The following is a 19,633-nucleotide window of genomic DNA, read 5'->3' as shown; positions in this document are numbered from 1 at the left end:
AACTATGCGGCGAGGCGGCCAGTCAGTCTGGGTAGTCGTTCAATTGAAGGTTTTACACGCATACCATAATCATGTGATGGAGGCATATATCAGGAGCGTGGGCACGCTCGTGTTGAGATGTGCGGTGTGCTCGCGACGCAAACTCAGGCGGCGACTCTAGTTTCTGTTTCAAGCGTTTTTCAATTCCAGCGAAAACGGTTTCGGCGTCGTCGCACAACAAGTAACCGATCATTGCCCCGACGTCCACGAAAGGACTAGCGATTCCCGTCACGAACTTATCGTTGACATCATTCATATAGCGGTAGAGCTCACCTTTAGTTGGCAACACCTTCGCCTCGACAGCCAAGGCCCATCGCTGATTCGATGAAGTCGCTACAAAGGCGATGTCATTCGATGGCGGTTGCGCAGATGCCTCGGATCGCGATTCCATTTCCGGCCATTCATGATGGGGTGTGAATGAAGCGAACCCATCGGTTTCTCTCGCGTAGAGAACAATTATCTGTTGGTGGTGGTGCCTGACCAAATCTCTCTCCAATTGCTCCAACGGTTGCCGCATGTCGATTCCTGAAAGATAGTCAGAATACAACACGTCAAAGGCACGCCAAATCCAATTAAGTGCCTGGACGGTAATCTCGCCAGCCCATTGAATTGCCAATTCGTGACTATCCGGATCGTTCGGCCAAACGATCTCGCTGAAGGTTGGGTTGCGCGTCACTTATTCTTACCCGCCAACTGTGCAGCGTTGACGATCGACGCGGCAAGATCGTCGGCATCTCGCATTGCTTGTGTCTGAGTCCAGTAGCGATATTCATCTGGTTTGATGATCGTTAAGTTCTGCACATATCCTTCGCTTCCAGTGGATGAATGGAGCAGAAATGCCACCCGCTGAAACCCAATGCCGGATGCACTGGAAGCGCGTCCCTTCTTCTTCAATACATCGCGATGAAACTCGGAAAGCTGATCCAGCAACCCGCTAGCAGATGCTTCTTCGTGTTTTACAAGTGGACGCTGCTTCTTTCCGAGATGAATGGTAATCATGCGACAGGGCAGCAATCCACCACCATTGGGCTCGCGATACACGGTCGCTGAAACATGCTTTGCTCTGCCAAACGTACTCTTCATCACTTTGATGAATGTTTCAGCGAACTGATTGAGCTCCAGCGTATCGCCGTGTCGATGCGTTGGCTGACGCGACGGGCCTGGAGTCTTCCGAATCGCATCGTGCAAACTCAGATTCAGGAACTCATCGATGATTATTTGATCGGCTTTGGTCAGTGAAAGCGCAGAGCGAACTGCTTCGTCGATTTGTTCAAAGGAGTCGAACTGATGAATGTCCGCCGATAATTCGGGCAGCGGTAAATTTAGCAACTCTTTCACCGGAACTTCTGTAATGTAGTGTCCGAGCCGACTGCTCGTCATAAACAGAAAGTACGTAGCGAAAAGACTGTTGTAAGCAAGGCACGCGGCGTCGATATGGTTTGCGTTCGTTGTCATGTCACGAACAGTCACATACGTCTTCTTGCATACAAGTCCCCATTCTGGGTCGCTCGAGCGAACACGTGCAGCCCGAAAACGATTGCGAGAAGAAACAAAACTACCTTTGATCAGGAGTTGCGGGTTCTTGAATGCAGAGAAGTCAGTGGAGTAATTGTCGGTAACCAGTGGCTCGTCCCAAGGTTCGCTCTGATTCGCGTCCATTTCCAAAAACACATCGTCGGGGAAATTCGCTTCATCAAAATATCTTTTACCCCGCAATTCCTCCTCCACTCTTTGGCGACTTCGTCCAGGAATCACGCCAAGACATGTCTTCACCTCTCCCGACCTCTTTAACTTCGCCAGCGTTGAATAGCGTTTCAAGCGTCGAATCAATTGCAAATCACGCTGTCCACCCAAGGCTAACACCGACCAAATCAACGGATCGTTTGCAGCCTCCAAGTGTGTAATTCGATTGACATCGCTTGGTTCGATCGTAACGACGACAGATGAATCAGCCAGACGCAATGGCTTTGGAGTAAAGTAGTAGAACTGGGAATCAGGCTTCGGTTGGTTGCGACCAGCAACCATTACACAGGATGGACCGATCACATCCGCAAACATTTCGCGCCGAAGTGCTGACAGGTTGGTGACTTCCTCAACGGTGAAAGACTCAAAGAGCTTCTTTCGTATTTGAAGCGCTGGATTGCCACGCTGATAAAGCCAAGGCGGAGCTGGCTGAACCATAGCTACTCGACCTGAGCTTTTGACTAACTGCAATCCCTTCGAGATGAACAAAGGACCTATGTCGAGATTTGATATCGTCCAGTCGTTTTGTTCTGCCCAAGCTTCGGCCCGAGACATCTCGACCACCTTTTCTTTTCGGCGCCCGGATGCCGGACGAACAACCGCGATCGATTCCGACGTGTCGCGTGTTGACCCCTCACCCCATGGTGGGTTGCCGATTACGAGATCGTAGGATTTCGCATCGACCGCAGTGTTCAACCCTGCGGCGTCTTCGTTAAAGAAATCCGCCTGGAATAGTCGTGTACCTCTTAAACGCGGGAACACTTTTTCACGCGTCACGTAATGCTTGGGGTCGATCGCGTCTGCCATCGCAAGGTACAGACTAAAGCACGCAACCCGTATCGCATCGGGATTGATGTCGACACCAACGAAGTTGTTGGCAAGTATCGGCTTCAAGTCACTGACTAACGGATCACGTCCGTTCTTTTGACGCCAACGATGAATCAATCGCTGGAACGCCTTAACCAAAAAAATACCTGACCCACAAGCTGGGTCAAGAATCTGCAGGTCCCATTTCTTTCCTTTCCATGGCAAGACAGCATCTAGGACGTAGTCGACAAGTTGAGGCTTTGTGTAGTATGCCTTGTTCGCAAGACGATCCTCATTCAAAAATTCTTCGTAAACGCTGCTGATGAATTCTAGCGGGATCGTGTCGAACGAATAACTTGGCCACAGCAGAAGTTGACGATCCGTCGTGTCGACTGTTCCCGATACCATATCCGCCAACAACTTAAGATGATCGTCCGATACTACATCTTTTTCTGTCCGCCAAGCCGCATCTCTTTCAGCGTCGGTTTGGTCTGCTTTTCCGGGAAAAAGGTCGCCGTTAAAACGTCCATCCATCCAGCGAAACAGAGCGTAGGTTTCTTCCTTGTCCGACAGAATCGACCCTAGATTCGCGTGAACACGCGACAACGCTCCTTCGCATCGGTTCGACAGCATCGTTTTACTGAAGAACGGATTGCCACGACTGTCTTTGCGGTGGAATAAAAACTGCGTGAATATGATTCGAGCAAGAAGGTCGTGGCAGAAATCACGTGGTAGTGATTGCGCCAAGAGCTCGCCACGAACATGCTTCAAATTCTTCAGCAGAAGCGAATCCGCGCGCCCATCCATCGGAAACTGGCTTGGTAGTTGGCTTTGCAAGCTGCCTGTAATCAAGCTTACCCAGTGGAGAAGCTGGCGAATGCGTTCTTGATCCGAACTCGGAGACCCGCCTGTGTTCCCATCATCATTGTGTTCGCAAACTATTAGCGATGACTCGTCTTGCTGCGGGTCTTGTAAGCAAGACCACGCCATCAAACGATGCGGCTCCAATGTTACAAGTATTGAAGCTCGCGAAAAATTCCATGCAAGCCGTTGAGCTTCGCGAAGAGCTTCGTCGCTCGCTCCTGATGGGAACTCGCACACGATTGCAAGCGGCGAGACGCTCGTATCACCAAACGGCTCAGTAGTGAGAATTCCGGTATTTACCTCAATCGACGGAAAATCCCGAGATAACGATTTCCCGATTTTCTGTTTCGCAGTCTGCGCACAGACGCTCGCACCTTCGCCCGTAGGGTCAAGGATTAGCTTTGGGGTCGGCCATCCCAGCCACTCTGCAGCTTGTTTAAGAAGCACACCATTGCCAACGAAATTGCATCACTCGTGTTGTTGCGGACGCCCGCGACAACTCTCCAAATTCTAGCGAAATGAGGAACTGAACGGGAGACGGTTGCAATTGTGTTCCTGAAGATGTGGAGCGTTGTCGATATTTGACGATATATGCAGGCAACCGGCTTCGCAGCTCGCCAGCTGCCACCGTGTTTGTGTGGCAGCAAGGACTAAACGCTAAACAGATTGCCAGCATGCACCGGCGGCCGACGCCGGAGCGAGGTTTTGGCGTGTCTTGCAACGAAAAAAACTGGGGGATTCCTAGCCGTTGGTTTGATGCGCAGACCCCGAGCAAAACTACTCCGGACCAATCACGGCTGTTTTGGCGAGCGGCGTGGTTGGGAATGCACCGAGTATTTCAAAACACATGATCGATGAATCGAAAGATTCAAGCGGCTGGAGGGGGCGTCTCTCGGACTACGCCCCTCCGGTCGTTCGCCTTGTTTCCCTATTCACTGGAACAAGGTCAATGACGAATGATCCTCTCTCCGGTCGCTCTGACCAATCCGGCCACAGCGCCGCGTGCGAACTTGCCAACATGGGCTTTCGCGTTTTCCCGTACTACCCTCTGCTCGACACGACTTGCTCGTGTCCGGGTGAGTGTCATTCACCAGGAAAGCATCCGCGAATTTCTCGATACCTTGATCTAGCGACCACAGATCTAGAACAGCTCGGAAAGTGGTGGCACCGCTGGCCCGATGCGGGGGTAGGAATCTGCCCGGACAATCAACTCATTCTGGATATTGACGGACCAAGCGGGCACGCCAGTCTTGAAGCAATGCAGCGAGAGCATGGAATGAAACTGCCGCCGACGTTCACGTGTGTTTCGGGCAGCAAGGAGCCACACCACTATCACCTCTACTTCCGCTTGTCAGATGGAACGCGAGTTCTGAACAAACCATTGTGCCAATTCAAGGGGCTCGAAGCGTTTCAATGCATTGACGTTAGATCTCGTCGCGGACAAGTCGCGGCACCCGGCACACTTCACCGCGACGGGAATTACTACCAATGGGATTGCAGCGGCTTGTACCGATCACTCGGGAAACCCGATCGAGTGACAGATCTTCCGGAGGCTCCCGCTTGGCTTCTTTCGGCTTTGGGAGGCGTGCTGATTTCTGAGTCGCCACGGCACCTCTCAGTTCAAGGGAAGCCAAAGGAAATGCCTTCGCGTGGTTACGGAGACATGAACCTGCCACCGGAAAGCAACGATTGGTATCTCAACGTTATCCGAAAGCGGTGGCCTATCGTCCGAGCGGGGCAAAGGAATTGTCTGCAAGTCAAGCCAGTTGCCTACCTAATAGCAAAGGGCATCCCGAGTGATCGAATCCGCGAGATCATGAATGCTTGGTTGAATGGGTTTGAGGGGGTATTCAGCAGTTCAAGCGAGCAAATCATCAATGAACTCGACGACTGTATCCTCCGAACCGAACGTGATTTTGAAGAAGGAAAGATCCACTCCATTACGGACCATTCCAGCAAAGCATCTACCAAGAAAATGCATCCGGCTCTCGAAGGCCTTCTTCAATCCACTGAAGAGCTAGAAAAATTATTGGCTCCAGAAGCAGAGAAACACTCCAACGAGTTGAGTGTTTCCCAGCTATCCGAAAAGGTCGAATGGTCCACGGGCAATCGAGGCTTGCCGTTTGTGCTTGCCGTCATGCTTCACTATCAATACCGCGTGGCGCAGTTCGGCGAGACTGAAACGATCCTCATGACGCATCTTCAGTTGCAAGAGATCCTTGAGAAGCGATTCCTGCTCAAGATCCATCGGAAGCAGCTTTATCAGCTGGCGGACCAATTCATCTCCCGCAAGGATCAACACGGCAAAGAAAAACGGGCCAGCGTCTTCGAACTCTTGAAGCAGACCAAACGTGGCTACACCGGGAAGCCAAGCGAGTATCACGTCACAGGACTGCCACCGCTGTCGTGACAAGGACAAATTTCATTCGCCAATGTACGGGCGAACAATCTTGTGAGGGAAATTTCTCGTGTGATCCAATTTTGTTACACGCTTCGGGACACCCGTTTCGAAAGCTGCAACACCTAATTGGAGAAACCATGAAGACCGCAACCATGACTACCGTCGGTGAACGTGTCACCAAATCAATCCTGAACACGATCCACTATCACCTCGCCGATCCCGACTTCGATCAAGACGAGGGAGAGATCAAGCTCATCGATCAAGACGAATCCTGCCTGTACTTCGGACTTTTTGAAGCGGATGAGGAGACCGGCAACCTCTCTGGCGAACCGTCCATCATATGGACCGTTGAAGTCTTCGCCGACGTTGAAGGAGGACGATGATCATGAAAAGATTCATCGCCTACTATCGCGTCAGCACCGACCGCCAAGGTCGATCCGGTCTTGGACTCGAAGCCCAAACCGCCTCGGTTCGTGACTACGTCACAAGCCAGGGGGAACTCATCTCCGAGTACACCGAAGTCGAAACCGGCAAACGAGCCGACCGACCGCAACTTGCAAAGGCTCTTGCCCACGCACGACGGATCAATGGGACGCTGGTCATCGCCAAGCTTGATCGGCTCGCCCGAAACGTAGCGTTCACCGCAACACTGATGGAAGCCGGGACCGACTTCCTCGCGGTCGACAACCCGACAGCAAACAAACTGACAATTCACGTTCTCGCGGCAGTCGCCGAGGACGAGGCACGACGGATCTCCGAGCGAACGAAAGCGGCCCTGAAAGCCTACAAGGCCAGGGGCGGCAAGCTTGGGTCCAACCATCCCAAGTGCCGTCCGTTGTCACAGGAAGCCGCAAAACGCGGGCAACGGGCAGGCGTTGCCGCTAACCAAAGGCTTGCCCGCGATGCCTATGTCGATTTGGCTCCGCACCTCCGAGAGCTTCGGGAAGCTGGCAAGTCGTACCGCCAGATTGCATTGGCTCTCGACGCCGAAGGGCACACGACCCGGCATGGACGCAAGTGGAACCCAGTCCAGGTGAAACGAGTCCTCGATCGAAGCCGCAAGGAGGGTCAATCATGAGAGCCCAAGTTGTCACTTTCCATCCCGACGCCGTCAGCGGCATGACGTTGATGGACGACGGCACACTTTGCCTCTGGAGCGAAGGACGGTCATCAAGCATCGACGTTTTCAAAGACGGGAAAGGGAGGGACACGACCGTCGACGCGGACGAGCCCCTCATCACCGTAATCGACGGAGACGAGGACACAGAGTACCGCGACATGACGCCTTTCGAAGTTGCGGTTTACGACGCACTCCGAGGCGTGGCATGGTCTTGCGGCGGAGCAACGTGATGAAACCGGTAACGCTCTATCACGACGACGACGTCACGTGTTGCTTGTCGTTCGACGATGGCACATGGCTCTTTTGGCGTGAAGACTCACCGATGATCATTGCTTTCCCCGGCACAGAACCGGAACCGTACGAGGAAGGTTCCGTCCCCGAGATCGAAGAGCTGATGAATGATCCTTCCGCATTGTATGCCGTGTTAGATGAGCGGATGGACGACACGCGGGAACGCTACGTCAGAATGGTCCTCGGCCTCGATTGAGCTCCTCGTCCTGAATACACCTTCGATGCCGGACGCTTCAATTGCGACTGATGGGCGAGTCGCGTCTCAAGTAGCTGCAGGTGATCAATAGCGCGTCTTCGACGCGCTATTGATCACCTGCATGCCACGTTACGCACGAGCAAATGGATCACTCGGGGGACACAGGGTCGTTATGACTGTTTCCAAACGGCTTCGTCCGTTTTCCAACGCGATCCGACCATACTCAGTGGTATTGGTAGAGGGGGGAGGGAGAAATCAGATTTCCTACCCCCAATTCTATATCCCCTATTGGGAATAGGCATTTCTGGACCTGACCGGTAAATCAGACGGGGCTCTGCCAGTACATTGGGTTCCCCTACGTGCAGGTATTGTGGTGAGGACGTCGAAAGAGAAACCGAAAGTCAGCATTCGGCCAAGTCGCGGTGAGCAAACAAACCGTGAAAGTCTACCGACGCAGGGCGGGTTCGCCGCAGTGCCCGCAGGGATCACCGCCTGGATTCTCGACGCCGCAAACCTCGCAAAAACGGCGATCGCCCGGCCCCAGCATCCGGCACACTTCATTCGGCTGATTCTGGCACCATCTCTGCCCATTCAAATCGCTGGCCTGTCCTCCGCAGTCGCGGCAGAAGTTGGACCGTGGGTAAATTGGTCGAGGTGTAGCCATCAAGAAATTCTCTTTTTTTGGGAACCACCAGAGTTTAACGAATTCCGGGATTGTCGTCGCATTGAGCGAGAGAAATCTCTGCGGGTGGGACCTAGATCCCATGCCGACGGCTGAGTGACAGACAGATTCACGGTAGAATAGGCATCCCTGGGCATTCGTTCGCCAAGTTCGAGGAGCAGCCAGCTCGGAGTACCGATCTCAATTCAACTTCGTCAGCGAAGAACGATTCGTCACCAGGGACCCTACGCAATGGAACCAAACATCCTGGAACGGAGAACTGAAGATCGATGAAGCCATCTGGACAGGGGCTGCGGCTTACAGACGCAGAGAAGCAAGACATCATCCGACACCTGGATTCCGGCAAGCCACTACCGGACAAGTATCGGTTCTTGTTGTTCGAAGACAAACGTGAAGTCGAATTGGTTTGGAATGGCAAGACCAACGAGGTGTGCAATGTCGTTCTGCCGTTTCAGACGATCGAGCAGGTCGATGAACCGCGAGCGGAAAGCGAAGCCGACGCGGTCGCCGAGTCCGGGGCCGATTATCAACCGACGCTATTCAGCTTGGACGAACGAGGTCGCCAGCTACGCGGCTGGACTAACAAACTGATCTGGGGCGACAACAAGTTGGTCCTCTCGTCGCTTAAAAGCGGTCCGATGCGAGAGGAGAAGTCCGTATTCAACCGCATCGTGGGCGACAGCCACTTGGAGTTGGAGTTCGCCGCATTTCTAGAGGGCTGTGACGACGTAACTTCCTTTGCCAAGAATTACTTCGCTGTCCACTTCAAGTTGGATTACGTCAACGCCAGCGGCAACATCTCCAACTACTACCCCGACTTCATCGTTCGTCTTGTCGACGGTCGCGTGTTGATCATCGAGACCAAGGGGCTTGAAGACCTGGATGTTCCATTGAAGATGGCTCGCTTGAAACAGTGGTGCCAAGACATCAACGCGGTATCCAACGAGACCAAGTTCGATTTTGTCTTTGTCGATGAGGAGGGCTTTCGGAAGTTTTCTCCGATCTCGTGTGAGCAGTTGCTAAAGAGTTTTACAGATTATAAGTGACGGCTTTTGTTTCATCGCGTACTTGCTTGGCCTAATGCCCAGTTCGGAGAAAGCGAATCGGATCAGCCAGTCGACCGACTGGGCGATGTCGCCTGCACAGCACCCCATGCCGTGTTTAGGTTACTGCCGGGCATACGGTCTTGGATTAGCGGATCTGACCGGCAAACCTGGGTGAACGGACTCACGAGTGGCTAGCGCCTCGCCTTGCGTCGGCGCTGCGGAACGCAGTGCCGACGCAAGGCGAGGCCGACCAATGTATTCTGCGGCAGGCCCGTCTGTTCGGCACCGACGACAATCGCTTCGAGGGTGGCGTCCGAGAGTGGAAGCCGCAAAGGTCGCCGCTTCCCCGTGGGTTTGCCGAGTCCAAGCTGGACCAGCGATTTGATGATCCGTGGCAGTTGCTTGTCAATCGCGGAAGCCAATAGCTCTTCGTTCGTCGTACCGTCTCGCTCGCGTTTTTCGACGAAACGCAAACGAGTTTGATCGGCAAGGGTGTACACGCGGTAGGATTTGTCGGACATCGAATCGCTCGGGACGTAGTGACGGCACGGTTCTCCACCATTGGAATTCTGCCTGCCCCGCCCAGCAATATGTCCACCTGCCAGTCCGTTTTCGCGACCGTGGACTGGGGCGGAGTTGCGTCATCGATCTCAAATGGAAAAAAATTATTGACTTGACATGAGCTTCCCGGTATGCTTTCTCCATAGGCAGATCTTGGCCGGCGGTGATTTGACAGAGCCGCTCGTCCAAGAGCTACAGAGAGATCCATCTGACAGAGTACGGCGTGAACCCCGTTACCTGATCTTGATGCGACTCACTTTTTCGGTCTGCCCTTTCATTTCAGAAGTGATCCAACCCGAGACACTTCCGCAACTGCGGGAGAGGTCTGTCTTGTCGACACTTCGCTGCTCCTGTGTTGCGAAAGCGTTTCACACAGGATTGCTCAAATGGGCATTTTTGATCGGGTTGATCGTGCACCCAAGACCGAAGCACGCAAATCTGTCTTCTCAATCGCCGAAATCCAAGCCTTGTTGGCACCATGGTGCCTGACCAAGATTCTTGGAAAGTTTCCTTTCAACGCTGCTATGGCGTTCGAAGAGATCCCCGATTTTCAAGATCGTGGCATCAAAAAGGCGAATGCGATCGGCGATGCTCTAGGGCATCGAGGCTTCGGATTCTATCGTGAGCAGCCGAGTCGCAAGCACTGTCTCGCGTCATTCGACAACGCATCGCTGGTGCTGCAGTGGCACTCCGACCATGAGTCGCTTGCGGCTGAAGTCGGTTACGCAACTGCTCGCGATCTAAAGCTCGCGTTGTTGCGATTGGAATTCGAGGACCTGGACTCGGACGATCAGTCCGAGACGGCAGCCGAATTAGGTTTTGATTCTGTGGACGAGTTGGTCAACGCGATGAAAAGCGTCGACGGACCGTCCCTGAAATAGCTTCACTACGAGAAAGGCCGGACCCGCTCCATGCGGGTCCGGCCTTTCGTTTTCTAGGAGGCTATTTCATGCCCAAATTAAACAAAAAAGATCAACCCAAGTCCCCGGAGATTGTTCGGGAGTTTTTGGAAAGACACATAGTCACGAGCTATCGGGGCGAGTTTCATCTCTACAACGGTAAGTTTTATGAACTGATGTCGAAGGGAAGCTTTAGAAGCCTGGTCGCTACCTTCATTGTGGGCCGATTCGGTTCCGATGCAGCAACGCATCGGATGACAACGGAGTGTGTCGGCCTGCTGGCCGATTTGACACACCTCGAAATCAAGTCTCAGCCAACTTGGCTCAGTGATGCGTCTGGAGAGATTGCCAGTGTGCTTGTCGTGGACAACGGTGTGCTTGACGCATCACCGATGTATGACGGTGGTGATCCTCGTCTCGTTCCGCATACGCCAGATTTGTTTGCTACATCGAAAACCGAACTAACTTACGAACCAAAAGCAAAATGCTCCAAGTTCGATGAGTTTCTGGATTGGTTTGCGTGTGGCGATAGCGGTCTCGTGCTGCTGATCCTGCAGTTTATGGCGTACGTCGTGTTGCGGCGACTCGATCTGCAACGCTTTGTCGTGCTTCGAGGTTCTGGATCAAATGGGAAATCAGTTCTGCTGAAAACCCTGCAACATTTGGCAGGGGCGTTGAATTGTTCGGCACTCAGTATCGAACGGCTTGGAGGTAGGTTCAACCTTGCTGCACTAACAGACAAGTCGGTGAATGTTGCGGCAGATGCAAACGAGATCACCAAGGTTGCCGAAGGCAATTTGAAAATGTTGGTGGACGGATCTGAACTCACGTTCGAACGGAAGCATCAAGACCCGTACAACGCTGTCTGCTTCACGAGGCTGATCTTCGCGTGCAACGTCTTTCCTCGGTTTCGCGATCGATCGGACGGCCTCTGGCGGCGACTGCTGGTAATTCCGTGCATAGCGCGTGTCACCGGAGGTGACGTGCGGCGTGGCATCGAGCAGACGTTCAACATGGCTGGCGTGTTGAATCGGGTGTTGGAAGCTGGGGCGAAACTTATCGCCGACGGTGATTTCTCAATTCCTCAATGCGTCATTGACGCGAACGACCGCGAGAGATTCGAAGCCAACCCGGCGATGACGTTTCTACGAGAGCATCTTGTGGAAGAAGCCGAAGCATTTTGTGGCACCGATGAACTATATGCCGTGTACGGTTCGTGGTGCGAATCGTGCGGATACAAACCGCTCCACAAGATCAACTTCGGCAAAGAAGTCGCGGCGTTTTCGCGTCAGCTTGTGGCTGCTGGTTTGGCAAGGACTGGCAAAAGCAAGGACCGACCGCGTCGGAACGGGTACTGGGGATACGCCCTTGCACCGTACGGGAAGGACGATTACGTCGACCAACGCAATTTGCAGCGACAGCAAGCGATCAAGGACACTGCCAAATCCGCCGAGCGAGAGGCTCGCAACACGGAGTTGGCTAAATCGTTCGGTGAGCACGATCGTGAGCTGATCGATGAAGTTCGTGAAATGGCTGGCGACCCTCCGCTCGTAAATGACGCCGACCAGGAGGAGGCCGCCGATGAGTGACTCGATTCCTAGTGTCGACGATCTGCCTCCGCTGCTGATCGACATCAAGCAGGTGGCCAAGCTTCTTGGTGTGTCGGCGAAATCCGTTCAAAGGATGAGGGACATGGGCAATCTGCCTAAGCCTAAAAAACTCGGACGCAGTATCCGTTGGCGTTACGAAGACATTCGCAAGTTTGTCGAGCGGCTTTGATTTGAAGCCCAAATTCTTGTGGGGCAAAAATCGGGCGATTCCACTGTCCGGTTTTTGCCCCCAATTCCCCCCTTTCATTTCCCAACATTTCGGAACAATAGCATGCCCTCAGTTTCAATTTTCAAGCCAACCGTAACCCGCAATGGCGAATCCACAAAGAGTGGTGTTTGGTGGATGGCTTGGCGTGACGAGCATACCGGCAAACCGATACGCAAGTCGACCAAAGCCCGCGACAAAAGTGTTGCCAAACAGATAGCACGCGAGACAGAACGCAACCTTGCCCTGGACCCGTATGGGCTGGTGGTCAAGAAATCGAAACCAGTTCGCTGGTGCGATTTGCGAGACGAGTTTGTCGAGCATTCAAAATTGGCAAATCGCCCGGCGACCGCCGATGCCTACGCAATGTCACTGAAACAGTTCGACCCAGTGGTCGTTCAAAAGAACGTCCATGAAATTGACATCGCGATTCTTCAGAATTTTGTCCAGGCTCGTCGGAAGATGATGACAAAAGGAGTGCCGATCTCAGTTGCGACGGTCAATAAGGATTTGCGGGCCGTCCGTGCGGCACTGAATTTCGCACGCGAGCGTGGATATATTGAATCCTGCCCAAGCTTCAAATCAGTGACACTTCGCGAAGATCGCCCATCGCCAGTTGTGATTCCGAAAGCCGACAGAGACAAAATCTATGCGGCCTTGGAAGCAGACGGCCTCGAACTTCGCGTCCGTCCGAAGCAGTGGTGGTTCGTCCTGTTGGTGATTATCGAAGCATTGGGCGTGCGCCGCAAAGAGGCGTTAGCCATCACGTGGCGAGACGTCGATTTTGAACGCGGTGAAATCACCATCCAAGCAGCGACGAGTAAAGGTCGGAGACATCGAACGTTGCCGATGAATGAAAAGCTCGTGGGTGTGCTTCGTCAGCATCAGCCGTGCGAAGCCGAGATCGATCCTGACGCACACTTGCTGCCGTGGGATAAAAAGTCACTCCGTTCGCTTTACGATGACTGGCACGCCATCGTCGCCAAGGCTGACCTTTTATCGAAAAAGAAGGTCTTGCCGAAGCACTTCCGTAGCACGTGTGGCAGCGAGTTGATCGAAGCCGGGGCACCGACCGTGGTGGTGAAGGATTTTTTGGGACACGCTTCGGTAACTACGACCGAATCGTTCTACATCAACACGGGGTCAAGCCTTCGAGCCGCATCAGAGGCGAGAGAGAAGAGGGACAACGAGCAACGCGACAGCCGGAAAGAACCGGATTCGTTGTAACGCCTGTTGCAACGCGGGGAGTCCATTGATGTCCGCTTGTGGCCGCCGGTGGCCTCTCGACTGACATCGCGGCAGCGATGGCATTAAGCGAACCGAATGGTTCGCGGTTTTGAAGAAACCTTCCCGAGACCACTCGTGGCCATTTCTGACCACGAGTGACCGGGAAGTACCGAAGGAGGGACTCGAACCCTCACTGGATTGCTCCAACTGGATTTTGAATCCAGCGCGTCTGCCAATTCCGCCACTTCGGCCTGGGTCGGTCGCGGCGGCATCGTGTGCCGGCGACCTGTCAGGTGAGAGATTATTCAACACAGATAGGGTTCGTGCAAGCCGCTGTGTGGGCGAGTTTTTTGACCGCCCCACCGGCTCCCGCTCGCCCCCCGATACAATTCACTTCGCCGCGTCAACTTGCCACCACTCCCTCAGAGCGACAGAATGGAGCAAGGCGACTGCCCGTCAGCTCGATGAGCGGGAAAATTTGCTGCTAAGGCAGATTGCTGTGGAATAGTTTCGGAGCGGTTTCTGCGGGGCTGGTTTTTCCCCCTCTCAGGGTTTTCTGCAGGGCATGCGCGCCTGGAAGATGTGTTTCCTGGGCCCTGTAGGCAGAGGATTGCCGATTCCCGCCCGACCGTTTCCCCAACCGACAAAGGAGTTGTCTGCGATGACGATTGCTGATGAACTAGCCCGACTGCAGGAGCTTCGCGACCGCGGAGCGTTGACCGAACCGGAATTCGAAGAGGCCAAGCGCAAGGCGCTGGCCGGTGATTCGCAACCGCCACGCGACTTGTTCGGCAGCGGCGTGGTGCCCGGGCAAATTCATGGCGTCAACGAAGAAACCTGGTGCACGCTGATGCATCTGTCGCAATTGCTGGTCGTCTCGGGACTGGGGATCATCGCGCCGATCGTGATGTGGATCATCAGCAAAGACCAGTCAGACTTGGCCCGCCGACATGGCAATCGGATGATGAACTGGTTGCTCAGCAGTCTGATCTACTTGGCCATCGCCGGTGCGCTGTGTTTTGTGTTGATCGGATTCCCGCTGGTGCTGCTGATGGTCGTGCTGGACTTTGTGCTGCCGATCATCGCCGCTGTCAAAGCCAATCAGGGCATCCTGTGGTCCTACCCGATGGCGATCCGCTTCTTCGACGAAGACTAACAGTCCGCCAGGTGAAACCTGGCGATTGCCCCCATCACTACAACCACAACTTCATCCGCCCGTCCAACATACCGGGCAGCGCTCGCGCGACCATTGTTTTGACTTGCTTGTCGTGATACCGCGTGCTGAGGTGGCCGGCGATGACCAATTCGTTTTCGAACCGATCGGCTCGCTTGCGATAATCGTCCACATGCATGTGTCCATGTTTGTGGATCATCTCTTTACGATGCTCCGGGGCGACAAAGGTCAATTCGCTGACCAGCACCTTGGCCTGAAAGAATTCCGGGTTGTTGTCCAATCCAGGCGGTGACGTATCGCCGGTGTAGGCGAACACGGGCACCCGATGTTCGGTCGTGATCTCCGTTCCGCCCAGTTTCAACTCGCGAATCTCCGGGCCAGAAAGTTCGGTGAACTCGGGTTTCAATTTGTGTCGCCGCTGATAGACGACGAAGCCCAGGGAGGTGATCGTGTGACGTGTCGGCACGGCGACCACCAAGTACTCGCGGCCACATTCGATTTCGTCGCCGGCGTTCAGCCCGACCAATTCGCAGGGCATCGCGCCACGGTCCAGCCGACGGAACTGTTGCAGCATGTCCCAGGCGTCATCGACCGCCGAATCCGGCAGGTAGATCACCGGCGGATCCATTTTCATCATTCGCCGGCGAGAAACGTACGACGGCAACGATGCAATGTGATCCAGGTGGGCGTGCGAGATGAACAGGGTCGGCGTGCCCATGAAATCCCAGGGTTGGGCACCGACGTCGAACAGCAGCTTCAATTCATTGACCCGCCAACAGGTCTGTACCGCCGCGCGAGAATATCCCTCGATCGTAAGTCCGTCGTGGTGATGTGAGATCAGGGGAATATTTTCGACCATCGTGTTGAGTCAACGTTCTCTGGGCTGGATGTGCAGTTTGTCAGCGGTGGCCCGGATCTTCAACGAAGCTTTGTCCAGGATCAAGCGGACGAGTTGCCAAAGCGTCTGGTCGACAGCCGAAAACGAGACCATTTGCTTGAGCGCCGGGTTCGCAGCCGGAGCGAATTCGAACGCCACTCCGGCGCGATCGGCCAGCCCCTTCAAGACCGCGCCGACAGGCTGATTGCGAACATTCATGGTGAACGTCCGCGTGTCCGATTCGAGTCGCTGCAGCGGATCGGTCGCAGCATGGGCGGCAACGTTTGCGGCATCATCGCTCGCGCCGTTGTCGGCCGCGACCAGCAATTGCTCGCAATACCATTGATGGCTGCTCGGCAAACCGTCCAACAGCACGTCACCGCGATTGTTTTTTAATTCCGCATCGGGATCGATCTTTGACAACGATTCTCGCAGCGAGGATTGGCCGGCAAATCGGTACGCACGACGGAACGGGCGGTCGATCAGCGAGGTATCCGAGAGCGAAACAAATTGTCCAACGATCAATTTGGTGGCGATGCGTGGCGAAATCTGGTGCCATCGATTGGCAGGCCACAAGTCATGCGGCAACGCCTCGGCAGGCCCACTGCTGGCGACACTGCTGGCCTCACTGCGAGGCGGATCAGCGGAGTGTCCAGCTACGATTTCCAGGGCCTCGGTGGGCGTTGTCAGCATCGGCCAATCCACGTCGATCGGGTCATCGCTGGCCGGTGCGGCAGCCCCGCGGTGACCCGATGGGGCCGTTGATCCATAAATTTCCTGGCAGATCGCTGCCACCCAGGCGGGCCGACCGATCAGGATGCAATTGCCCAGCGGATAACAAACACAGTCCGCTGAACGGGCGATGGCGAGCACCGAGGCGTAGCGGGTCGGGCCAAGCGAGCCGGGAGAAACTGCGCGATCTGGGTTAACTTTGCGATCAAGCCAGTAATTAAGATGGCGTTGGGGCGTGCCTGCCGGAGCGGTCACGCTTTGGATCGCGAGGCGCAATGACACTCCGTCAACCAGTCCACTATGCGGTTCTGTCAGCCGCTGAACGAAATCGCTGCGGCTGTCCAGCCGGTCTGGCGCCCAGGAGGTGGCCGCGGCCGTGCCAGCTGGCCGAGTTTGCGCCGCTGCGGTGTTCGCCACCAGCAGAACCAGTGCGATGGCCAGTGCCGGAGATCTCCGGCCAGGGTGACGGCGAGCGGTCTGGGCGGTGTTGATCGGCATTTGACTGACTGCGACGGAGGGGGGATCTGGCGATGGGGTTAGTTGTGAAGCACTCCGAAGCGAATTAGACTCATTCGAAGAGTTGCCCCAAGATCCGCAATGCCTAGTATACACGCGACCTGCACCACGCTTTCCACCTTCGACGGACGCCACTGTGACTTCACCTCTTGTGCGAACGACCCGTTTGGCAACTGCCTATCGTCGCCTGCTATCGAGCGCCGACGCACCGCAGTATGCCGCCACGGTCAACGAGCACTATTCGCCGACGACCCTGGCAACCCTGCTGGTGCGTGGGGACGTCGAACTGCGCCGCGCTTCGGCAATGGCGTTGGGACTATTGGGAAACAGCCGATCAATCGAACCGCTCGGGCGTGCCTTGAATGACCCTGACCGCGGCGTGCGACTCGTTGCCGACGACTCTTTCCGCGGGCTGTTGCTGCGAGATTCCGCGCCGACGCATCACCAGCAGTTGCTCAAAGTGATGCACCTGACCGATGGCGGCGAGTTTGCTGCGGCATTGGCCCCGTCGATGATTTTGTCGGAGCAGGCCCCGATGTATGCCGAGGCCCATTTCCAACGAGCGTGCTGTTGGCACGGTTTGGACGATCACGCCAAAGCCGCACAGGCTTACGTTGATTGCCTGTGGCGATGCCGGTTTCACTACACGGCTTGGCAGGGATTGGCCCGTTGCCAAATCATGGCCGGACAGTACCGCGGCGCACTGAATTCGTTGCAGCGCTGTTTGCAGATCGTGCCGGATTTGGAAAGCGCGCGTTTGCAGTTGCGTGCCCTGCGTCGGCGGATGCGTCGCAGCGACGTCTAATCAGCCAATGAAGCCGCACTCGCGTGCGTGTGATCGCCTTATGAGTTCCTACAACGACCTGTTTGTGGCGACGATCGCCTTGATCGGTTCTGCATTGGCCGCCGCGATCGGCGTCGGGCCGTGGCAGCCACCGTACCATCTGCGAACGTTCGCGGGGATTGTCGACCGCTATGGCAAAACGACCGCCCGCGCTGTTTGGCTGCTGATTGCGGTGGTGTCGTTGCTGGCCGGGATCGCGATCGCCAACGGAATGCGTCCCGGATATGCCAAACCTGGCCCACGCCTGATCGACGGCGGCACCAACGCCGTCAAATAGGTCATCGACATGCCTGCCCTGAACTAGACGCCGGGGTTGGCTTCTTGGATCGCATGGTCCATCACTTCGATCGACGAATCGATGTAGCGTTCGAAGTTCTTTTCGAAGTGCACCATCGTTTCTTTGTCGGTAAAGAAGTACATGCGGTTATGAACCGGGTCGATGACGCCCCATTCACGTTTGCCGGGCACGATCTTTTTCTCTTCGAAGAATCGCACCACATCGATTTCATTCAGCATCGGTGTGTACGGGATCGGGTCAGCCAGGAACGTTTCCATCGCCGGCTTGTTGGCGAATAGATACAGCTTGCCCAAGTGGATCACGCCCAGTTCCGGTTTGCCGGCCACCCATTCGCTGTTGTTCACGACCGAGACCGGGCAATAGCCTTGAATCGCAAGGTCAGCTTTGCCAGCGGCAGTGGTCTTGGCCGGACCAGTCGTGCCAGCACTGCTTGTGTCAGCACTCGGCGTTGGGTTTTCCGATGCAGCAACTGCGTCGGCTGGCGACAATGTCATATCGTTGGTACGAGCACCTGCAAGCGAAGCATTGGTACCCTGGGATGCCGCGGTGGTTTTTGCTCCGGGCAATACAAATTGATTGTCTCGAGAGGCCCCTTGGTGGGGCGCCGTCTTGGCCACGGCGGATGCTCCCGGACCGGGGATTTGCACCGGCAGCGACTCGGTGGTTGCTGCAGTGACCGTGTTGCCGGCGGGAAGCATGTTGTTGGCGGGCAATTCGAAACCCGCATTGGGTGACGAGCTGGCAACGGCAGCGGCCGGATTGGTGGTCACAGCGGGTGCAGTCATGCCGGCAGCGGCGCTGGGTGCCGCAGCTGGAGCGGCCGAGTGTTGGCCGCTGGCCAACATCGTTTTTTCGTGGGTGTAACCCAGATGCGTGTCGTTGAGCATGGCGATGTAACGATCGGGCTGCTGGGGGCTAACCGAGTGGGACAGCGCCTTTCCGTCGGTCGTGACGATCACATCGGTTGGGTATTTTGTCACCTTGAACATCTGCGCCAACTTGGAATTCTGTGCCCCGTGTACTTTGACCGGGATGTAATTCTGGTTGATGGCCTTGGCGACAGAATCGCTGCGAAACGCACCGGCTTCCAAGCGTTCGCAATAAACGCAATTGTCAGTGTAGAAGTGCAGCAGCAGCAGTTTCCCCTGCTGCTTGGCTTTGGTGTGAGCATCGCGAAGCTTGCTCTCCCAGGCAATTTGGGCACTGGATGTTGTTGCCCCAAGGCTGGAAAGCGTAAGGACAAGAAGGTAGATCGCGGCGTGTCGCATCCTGCGTTCCTGTATCGATCCGGAAAGATTGGCGTAGGTGAAAGGCATCAAAACAACGCCTTGTCAAACTTGATCGGCTAGCCGTAGCTTGCCGCTTAAGCCGAAAGTACAGAATAGGCTGACCTTGACGCCAGAGCGGAGTTGGTTAGCTCAATTGCGGCGCTGAAGCGGGCGCCGCTCTTAAGATACCCGACCCCCCATTCTAGCGTAGTGATTCAGGCTTCGCTTGACAC

General features: G+C 55.1%; 20 protein-coding genes and 1 tRNA gene. 13 read left to right on the top strand and 8 right to left on the bottom strand.

Features of this window, described 5'->3' with window-relative positions; genetic code table 11:
* Positions 1-52: 52 nt before the first annotated feature.
* Both NHH03_RS06235 and NHH03_RS06230 read right to left on the bottom strand, forming a co-directional pair.
* Positions 53-715 carry a hypothetical protein gene (locus NHH03_RS06235; protein ID WP_253154892.1) on the bottom strand — a complete coding sequence of 221 codons (663 nt, stop codon included), beginning with the start codon at positions 713-715 and terminating at the stop codon, positions 53-55.
* The gene (locus NHH03_RS06230; protein ID WP_253154891.1) at positions 712-3,900 is read right to left on the bottom strand and encodes an HsdM family class I SAM-dependent methyltransferase; all 3,189 of its coding nucleotides are present in this window, start codon (positions 3,898-3,900) and stop codon (positions 712-714) included. Before NHH03_RS06230 ends, NHH03_RS06235 begins: the two co-directional genes overlap by 4 nt.
* Before the next feature lie 400 nt (positions 3,901-4,300).
* Between NHH03_RS06230 and NHH03_RS27845 the strand changes: the two genes are divergently transcribed.
* The 6 genes from NHH03_RS27845 to NHH03_RS06200 all read left to right on the top strand — a co-directional run bounded on the left by NHH03_RS27845 (position 4,301) and on the right by NHH03_RS06200 (position 9,189).
* Entirely contained in the window at positions 4,301-5,863 is a 1,563-nt protein-coding gene (locus NHH03_RS27845; RefSeq protein WP_315861424.1) for a bifunctional DNA primase/polymerase, read from the top strand.
* A 128-nt stretch (positions 5,864-5,991) separates the two neighbouring features.
* On the top strand, positions 5,992-6,237 hold the full coding sequence (locus NHH03_RS06220; protein WP_253154889.1) for a hypothetical protein: 246 nt from the start codon (positions 5,992-5,994) through the stop codon (positions 6,235-6,237).
* A 2-nt stretch (positions 6,238-6,239) separates the two neighbouring features.
* Positions 6,240-6,932 carry a recombinase family protein gene (locus NHH03_RS06215; protein ID WP_253154888.1) on the top strand — a complete coding sequence of 231 codons (693 nt, stop codon included), beginning with the start codon at positions 6,240-6,242 and terminating at the stop codon, positions 6,930-6,932.
* A complete protein-coding gene (locus NHH03_RS06210; RefSeq protein ID WP_253154887.1) occupies positions 6,929-7,204 on the top strand; it encodes a hypothetical protein in 276 nt (91 codons plus the stop codon). The genes NHH03_RS06215 and NHH03_RS06210 overlap by 4 nt, the downstream gene beginning before the upstream one ends.
* Positions 7,204-7,461 carry a hypothetical protein gene (locus NHH03_RS06205; protein WP_253154886.1) on the top strand — a complete coding sequence of 86 codons (258 nt, stop codon included), beginning with the start codon at positions 7,204-7,206 and terminating at the stop codon, positions 7,459-7,461. The genes NHH03_RS06210 and NHH03_RS06205 overlap by 1 nt, the downstream gene beginning before the upstream one ends.
* 951 nt (positions 7,462-8,412) lie before the next feature.
* Positions 8,413-9,189 (top strand): hypothetical protein, encoded by a 777-nt coding sequence (locus NHH03_RS06200; protein WP_253154885.1) that lies wholly within the window; start codon positions 8,413-8,415, stop codon positions 9,187-9,189.
* 191 nt (positions 9,190-9,380) lie between these two features.
* On the opposite strand, the gene NHH03_RS06195 is transcribed toward NHH03_RS06200, so the two are convergent.
* The gene (locus tag NHH03_RS06195) at positions 9,381-9,710 is read right to left on the bottom strand and encodes a hypothetical protein (RefSeq protein WP_253154884.1); all 330 of its coding nucleotides are present in this window, start codon (positions 9,708-9,710) and stop codon (positions 9,381-9,383) included.
* Between the two features lie 426 nt (positions 9,711-10,136).
* Here NHH03_RS06195 and NHH03_RS06190 point away from each other — a divergent pair, with 426 nt between their 5' ends.
* The 3 genes from NHH03_RS06190 to NHH03_RS06180 all read left to right on the top strand — a co-directional run bounded on the left by NHH03_RS06190 (position 10,137) and on the right by NHH03_RS06180 (position 12,428).
* Positions 10,137-10,631 carry a hypothetical protein gene (locus tag NHH03_RS06190; RefSeq protein ID WP_253154883.1) on the top strand — a complete coding sequence of 165 codons (495 nt, stop codon included), beginning with the start codon at positions 10,137-10,139 and terminating at the stop codon, positions 10,629-10,631.
* Between the two features lie 68 nt (positions 10,632-10,699).
* On the top strand, positions 10,700-12,238 hold the full coding sequence (locus NHH03_RS06185) for a DNA primase family protein (protein WP_253154882.1): 1,539 nt from the start codon (positions 10,700-10,702) through the stop codon (positions 12,236-12,238).
* On the top strand, positions 12,231-12,428 hold the full coding sequence (locus NHH03_RS06180; protein ID WP_253154881.1) for a helix-turn-helix transcriptional regulator: 198 nt from the start codon (positions 12,231-12,233) through the stop codon (positions 12,426-12,428). Before NHH03_RS06185 ends, NHH03_RS06180 begins: the two co-directional genes overlap by 8 nt.
* A 114-nt stretch (positions 12,429-12,542) precedes the next feature.
* On the opposite strand, the gene NHH03_RS06175 is transcribed toward NHH03_RS06180, so the two are convergent.
* Entirely contained in the window at positions 12,543-12,788 is a 246-nt protein-coding gene (locus NHH03_RS06175) for a hypothetical protein (RefSeq protein WP_253154880.1), read from the bottom strand.
* Positions 12,789-12,830: 42 nt separating this feature from the next.
* On the opposite strand from NHH03_RS06175, the gene NHH03_RS06170 reads away from it, so the two are divergent.
* Complete coding sequence (locus NHH03_RS06170; protein WP_253154879.1) at positions 12,831-13,691, top strand: tyrosine-type recombinase/integrase; 861 nt, start codon at positions 12,831-12,833, stop codon at positions 13,689-13,691.
* Positions 13,692-13,858: 167 nt separating this feature from the next.
* On the opposite strand, the gene NHH03_RS06165 is transcribed toward NHH03_RS06170, so the two are convergent.
* Positions 13,859-13,942 (bottom strand) — tRNA-Leu (locus tag NHH03_RS06165).
* Between the two features lie 410 nt (positions 13,943-14,352).
* Here NHH03_RS06165 and NHH03_RS06160 point away from each other — a divergent pair.
* A complete protein-coding gene (locus NHH03_RS06160; RefSeq protein WP_253154878.1) occupies positions 14,353-14,847 on the top strand; it encodes a DUF4870 domain-containing protein in 495 nt (164 codons plus the stop codon).
* A 37-nt stretch (positions 14,848-14,884) separates the two neighbouring features.
* Here NHH03_RS06160 and NHH03_RS06155 read toward each other — a convergent pair whose 3' ends face one another.
* Together NHH03_RS06155 and NHH03_RS06150 are read right to left on the bottom strand one after the other, a co-directional pair.
* A complete protein-coding gene (locus NHH03_RS06155) occupies positions 14,885-15,724 on the bottom strand; it encodes an MBL fold metallo-hydrolase (RefSeq protein WP_253154877.1) in 840 nt (279 codons plus the stop codon).
* A gap of 9 nt (positions 15,725-15,733) precedes the next feature.
* A complete protein-coding gene (locus NHH03_RS06150; RefSeq protein WP_253154876.1) occupies positions 15,734-16,972 on the bottom strand; it encodes a hypothetical protein in 1,239 nt (412 codons plus the stop codon).
* A gap of 184 nt (positions 16,973-17,156) precedes the next feature.
* Here NHH03_RS06150 and NHH03_RS06145 point away from each other — a divergent pair, with 184 nt between their 5' ends.
* Positions 17,157-17,795 carry a HEAT repeat domain-containing protein gene (locus NHH03_RS06145; protein ID WP_253154875.1) on the top strand — a complete coding sequence of 213 codons (639 nt, stop codon included), beginning with the start codon at positions 17,157-17,159 and terminating at the stop codon, positions 17,793-17,795.
* Positions 17,796-17,835: 40 nt separating this feature from the next.
* Positions 17,836-18,111, top strand: coding sequence for a hypothetical protein (locus NHH03_RS06140; RefSeq protein ID WP_253154874.1), 276 nt, complete (start codon positions 17,836-17,838; stop codon positions 18,109-18,111).
* A 23-nt stretch (positions 18,112-18,134) separates the two neighbouring features.
* Here NHH03_RS06140 and NHH03_RS06135 read toward each other — a convergent pair whose 3' ends face one another.
* The gene (locus NHH03_RS06135) at positions 18,135-19,448 is read right to left on the bottom strand and encodes a thioredoxin family protein (RefSeq protein WP_253154873.1); all 1,314 of its coding nucleotides are present in this window, start codon (positions 19,446-19,448) and stop codon (positions 18,135-18,137) included.
* Positions 19,449-19,633: the final 185 nt, after the last annotated feature.

Origin of the sequence: Stieleria tagensis (genome assembly GCF_024129865.1) — a bacterium.
Classification (GTDB): domain Bacteria; phylum Planctomycetota; class Planctomycetia; order Pirellulales; family Pirellulaceae; genus Stieleria; species Stieleria tagensis.
This window is presented reverse-complemented; position numbering and strand designations above follow the sequence as displayed.

Excerpts from the sequence above, each read along its gene's own strand:
- NHH03_RS27845 (WP_315861424.1), top strand. The coding sequence starts at position 4,301 with ATGATCGATGAATCGAAAGATTCAAGCGGCTGGAGGGGGCGTCTCTCG.
- NHH03_RS06220 (WP_253154889.1), top strand. The coding sequence starts at position 5,992 with ATGAAGACCGCAACCATGACTACCGTCGGTGAACGTGTCACCAAATCA.
- NHH03_RS06215 (WP_253154888.1), top strand. The coding sequence starts at position 6,240 with ATGAAAAGATTCATCGCCTACTATCGCGTCAGCACCGACCGCCAAGGT.
- NHH03_RS06210 (WP_253154887.1), top strand. The coding sequence starts at position 6,929 with ATGAGAGCCCAAGTTGTCACTTTCCATCCCGACGCCGTCAGCGGCATG.
- NHH03_RS06205 (WP_253154886.1), top strand. The coding sequence starts at position 7,204 with ATGAAACCGGTAACGCTCTATCACGACGACGACGTCACGTGTTGCTTG.
- NHH03_RS06200 (WP_253154885.1), top strand. The coding sequence starts at position 8,413 with ATGAAGCCATCTGGACAGGGGCTGCGGCTTACAGACGCAGAGAAGCAA.
- NHH03_RS06195 (WP_253154884.1), bottom strand. The coding sequence starts at position 9,710 with ATGTCCGACAAATCCTACCGCGTGTACACCCTTGCCGATCAAACTCGT.
- NHH03_RS06190 (WP_253154883.1), top strand. The coding sequence starts at position 10,137 with ATGGGCATTTTTGATCGGGTTGATCGTGCACCCAAGACCGAAGCACGC.
- NHH03_RS06185 (WP_253154882.1), top strand. The coding sequence starts at position 10,700 with ATGCCCAAATTAAACAAAAAAGATCAACCCAAGTCCCCGGAGATTGTT.
- NHH03_RS06180 (WP_253154881.1), top strand. The coding sequence starts at position 12,231 with ATGAGTGACTCGATTCCTAGTGTCGACGATCTGCCTCCGCTGCTGATC.
- NHH03_RS06175 (WP_253154880.1), bottom strand. The coding sequence starts at position 12,788 with ATGCTCGACAAACTCGTCTCGCAAATCGCACCAGCGAACTGGTTTCGA.
- NHH03_RS06170 (WP_253154879.1), top strand. The coding sequence starts at position 12,831 with ATGTCACTGAAACAGTTCGACCCAGTGGTCGTTCAAAAGAACGTCCAT.
- NHH03_RS06160 (WP_253154878.1), top strand. The coding sequence starts at position 14,353 with ATGACGATTGCTGATGAACTAGCCCGACTGCAGGAGCTTCGCGACCGC.
- NHH03_RS06155 (WP_253154877.1), bottom strand. The coding sequence starts at position 15,724 with ATGGTCGAAAATATTCCCCTGATCTCACATCACCACGACGGACTTACG.
- NHH03_RS06150 (WP_253154876.1), bottom strand. The coding sequence starts at position 16,972 with ATGCCGATCAACACCGCCCAGACCGCTCGCCGTCACCCTGGCCGGAGA.
- NHH03_RS06140 (WP_253154874.1), top strand. The coding sequence starts at position 17,836 with ATGAGTTCCTACAACGACCTGTTTGTGGCGACGATCGCCTTGATCGGT.
- NHH03_RS06135 (WP_253154873.1), bottom strand. The coding sequence starts at position 19,448 with ATGCCTTTCACCTACGCCAATCTTTCCGGATCGATACAGGAACGCAGG.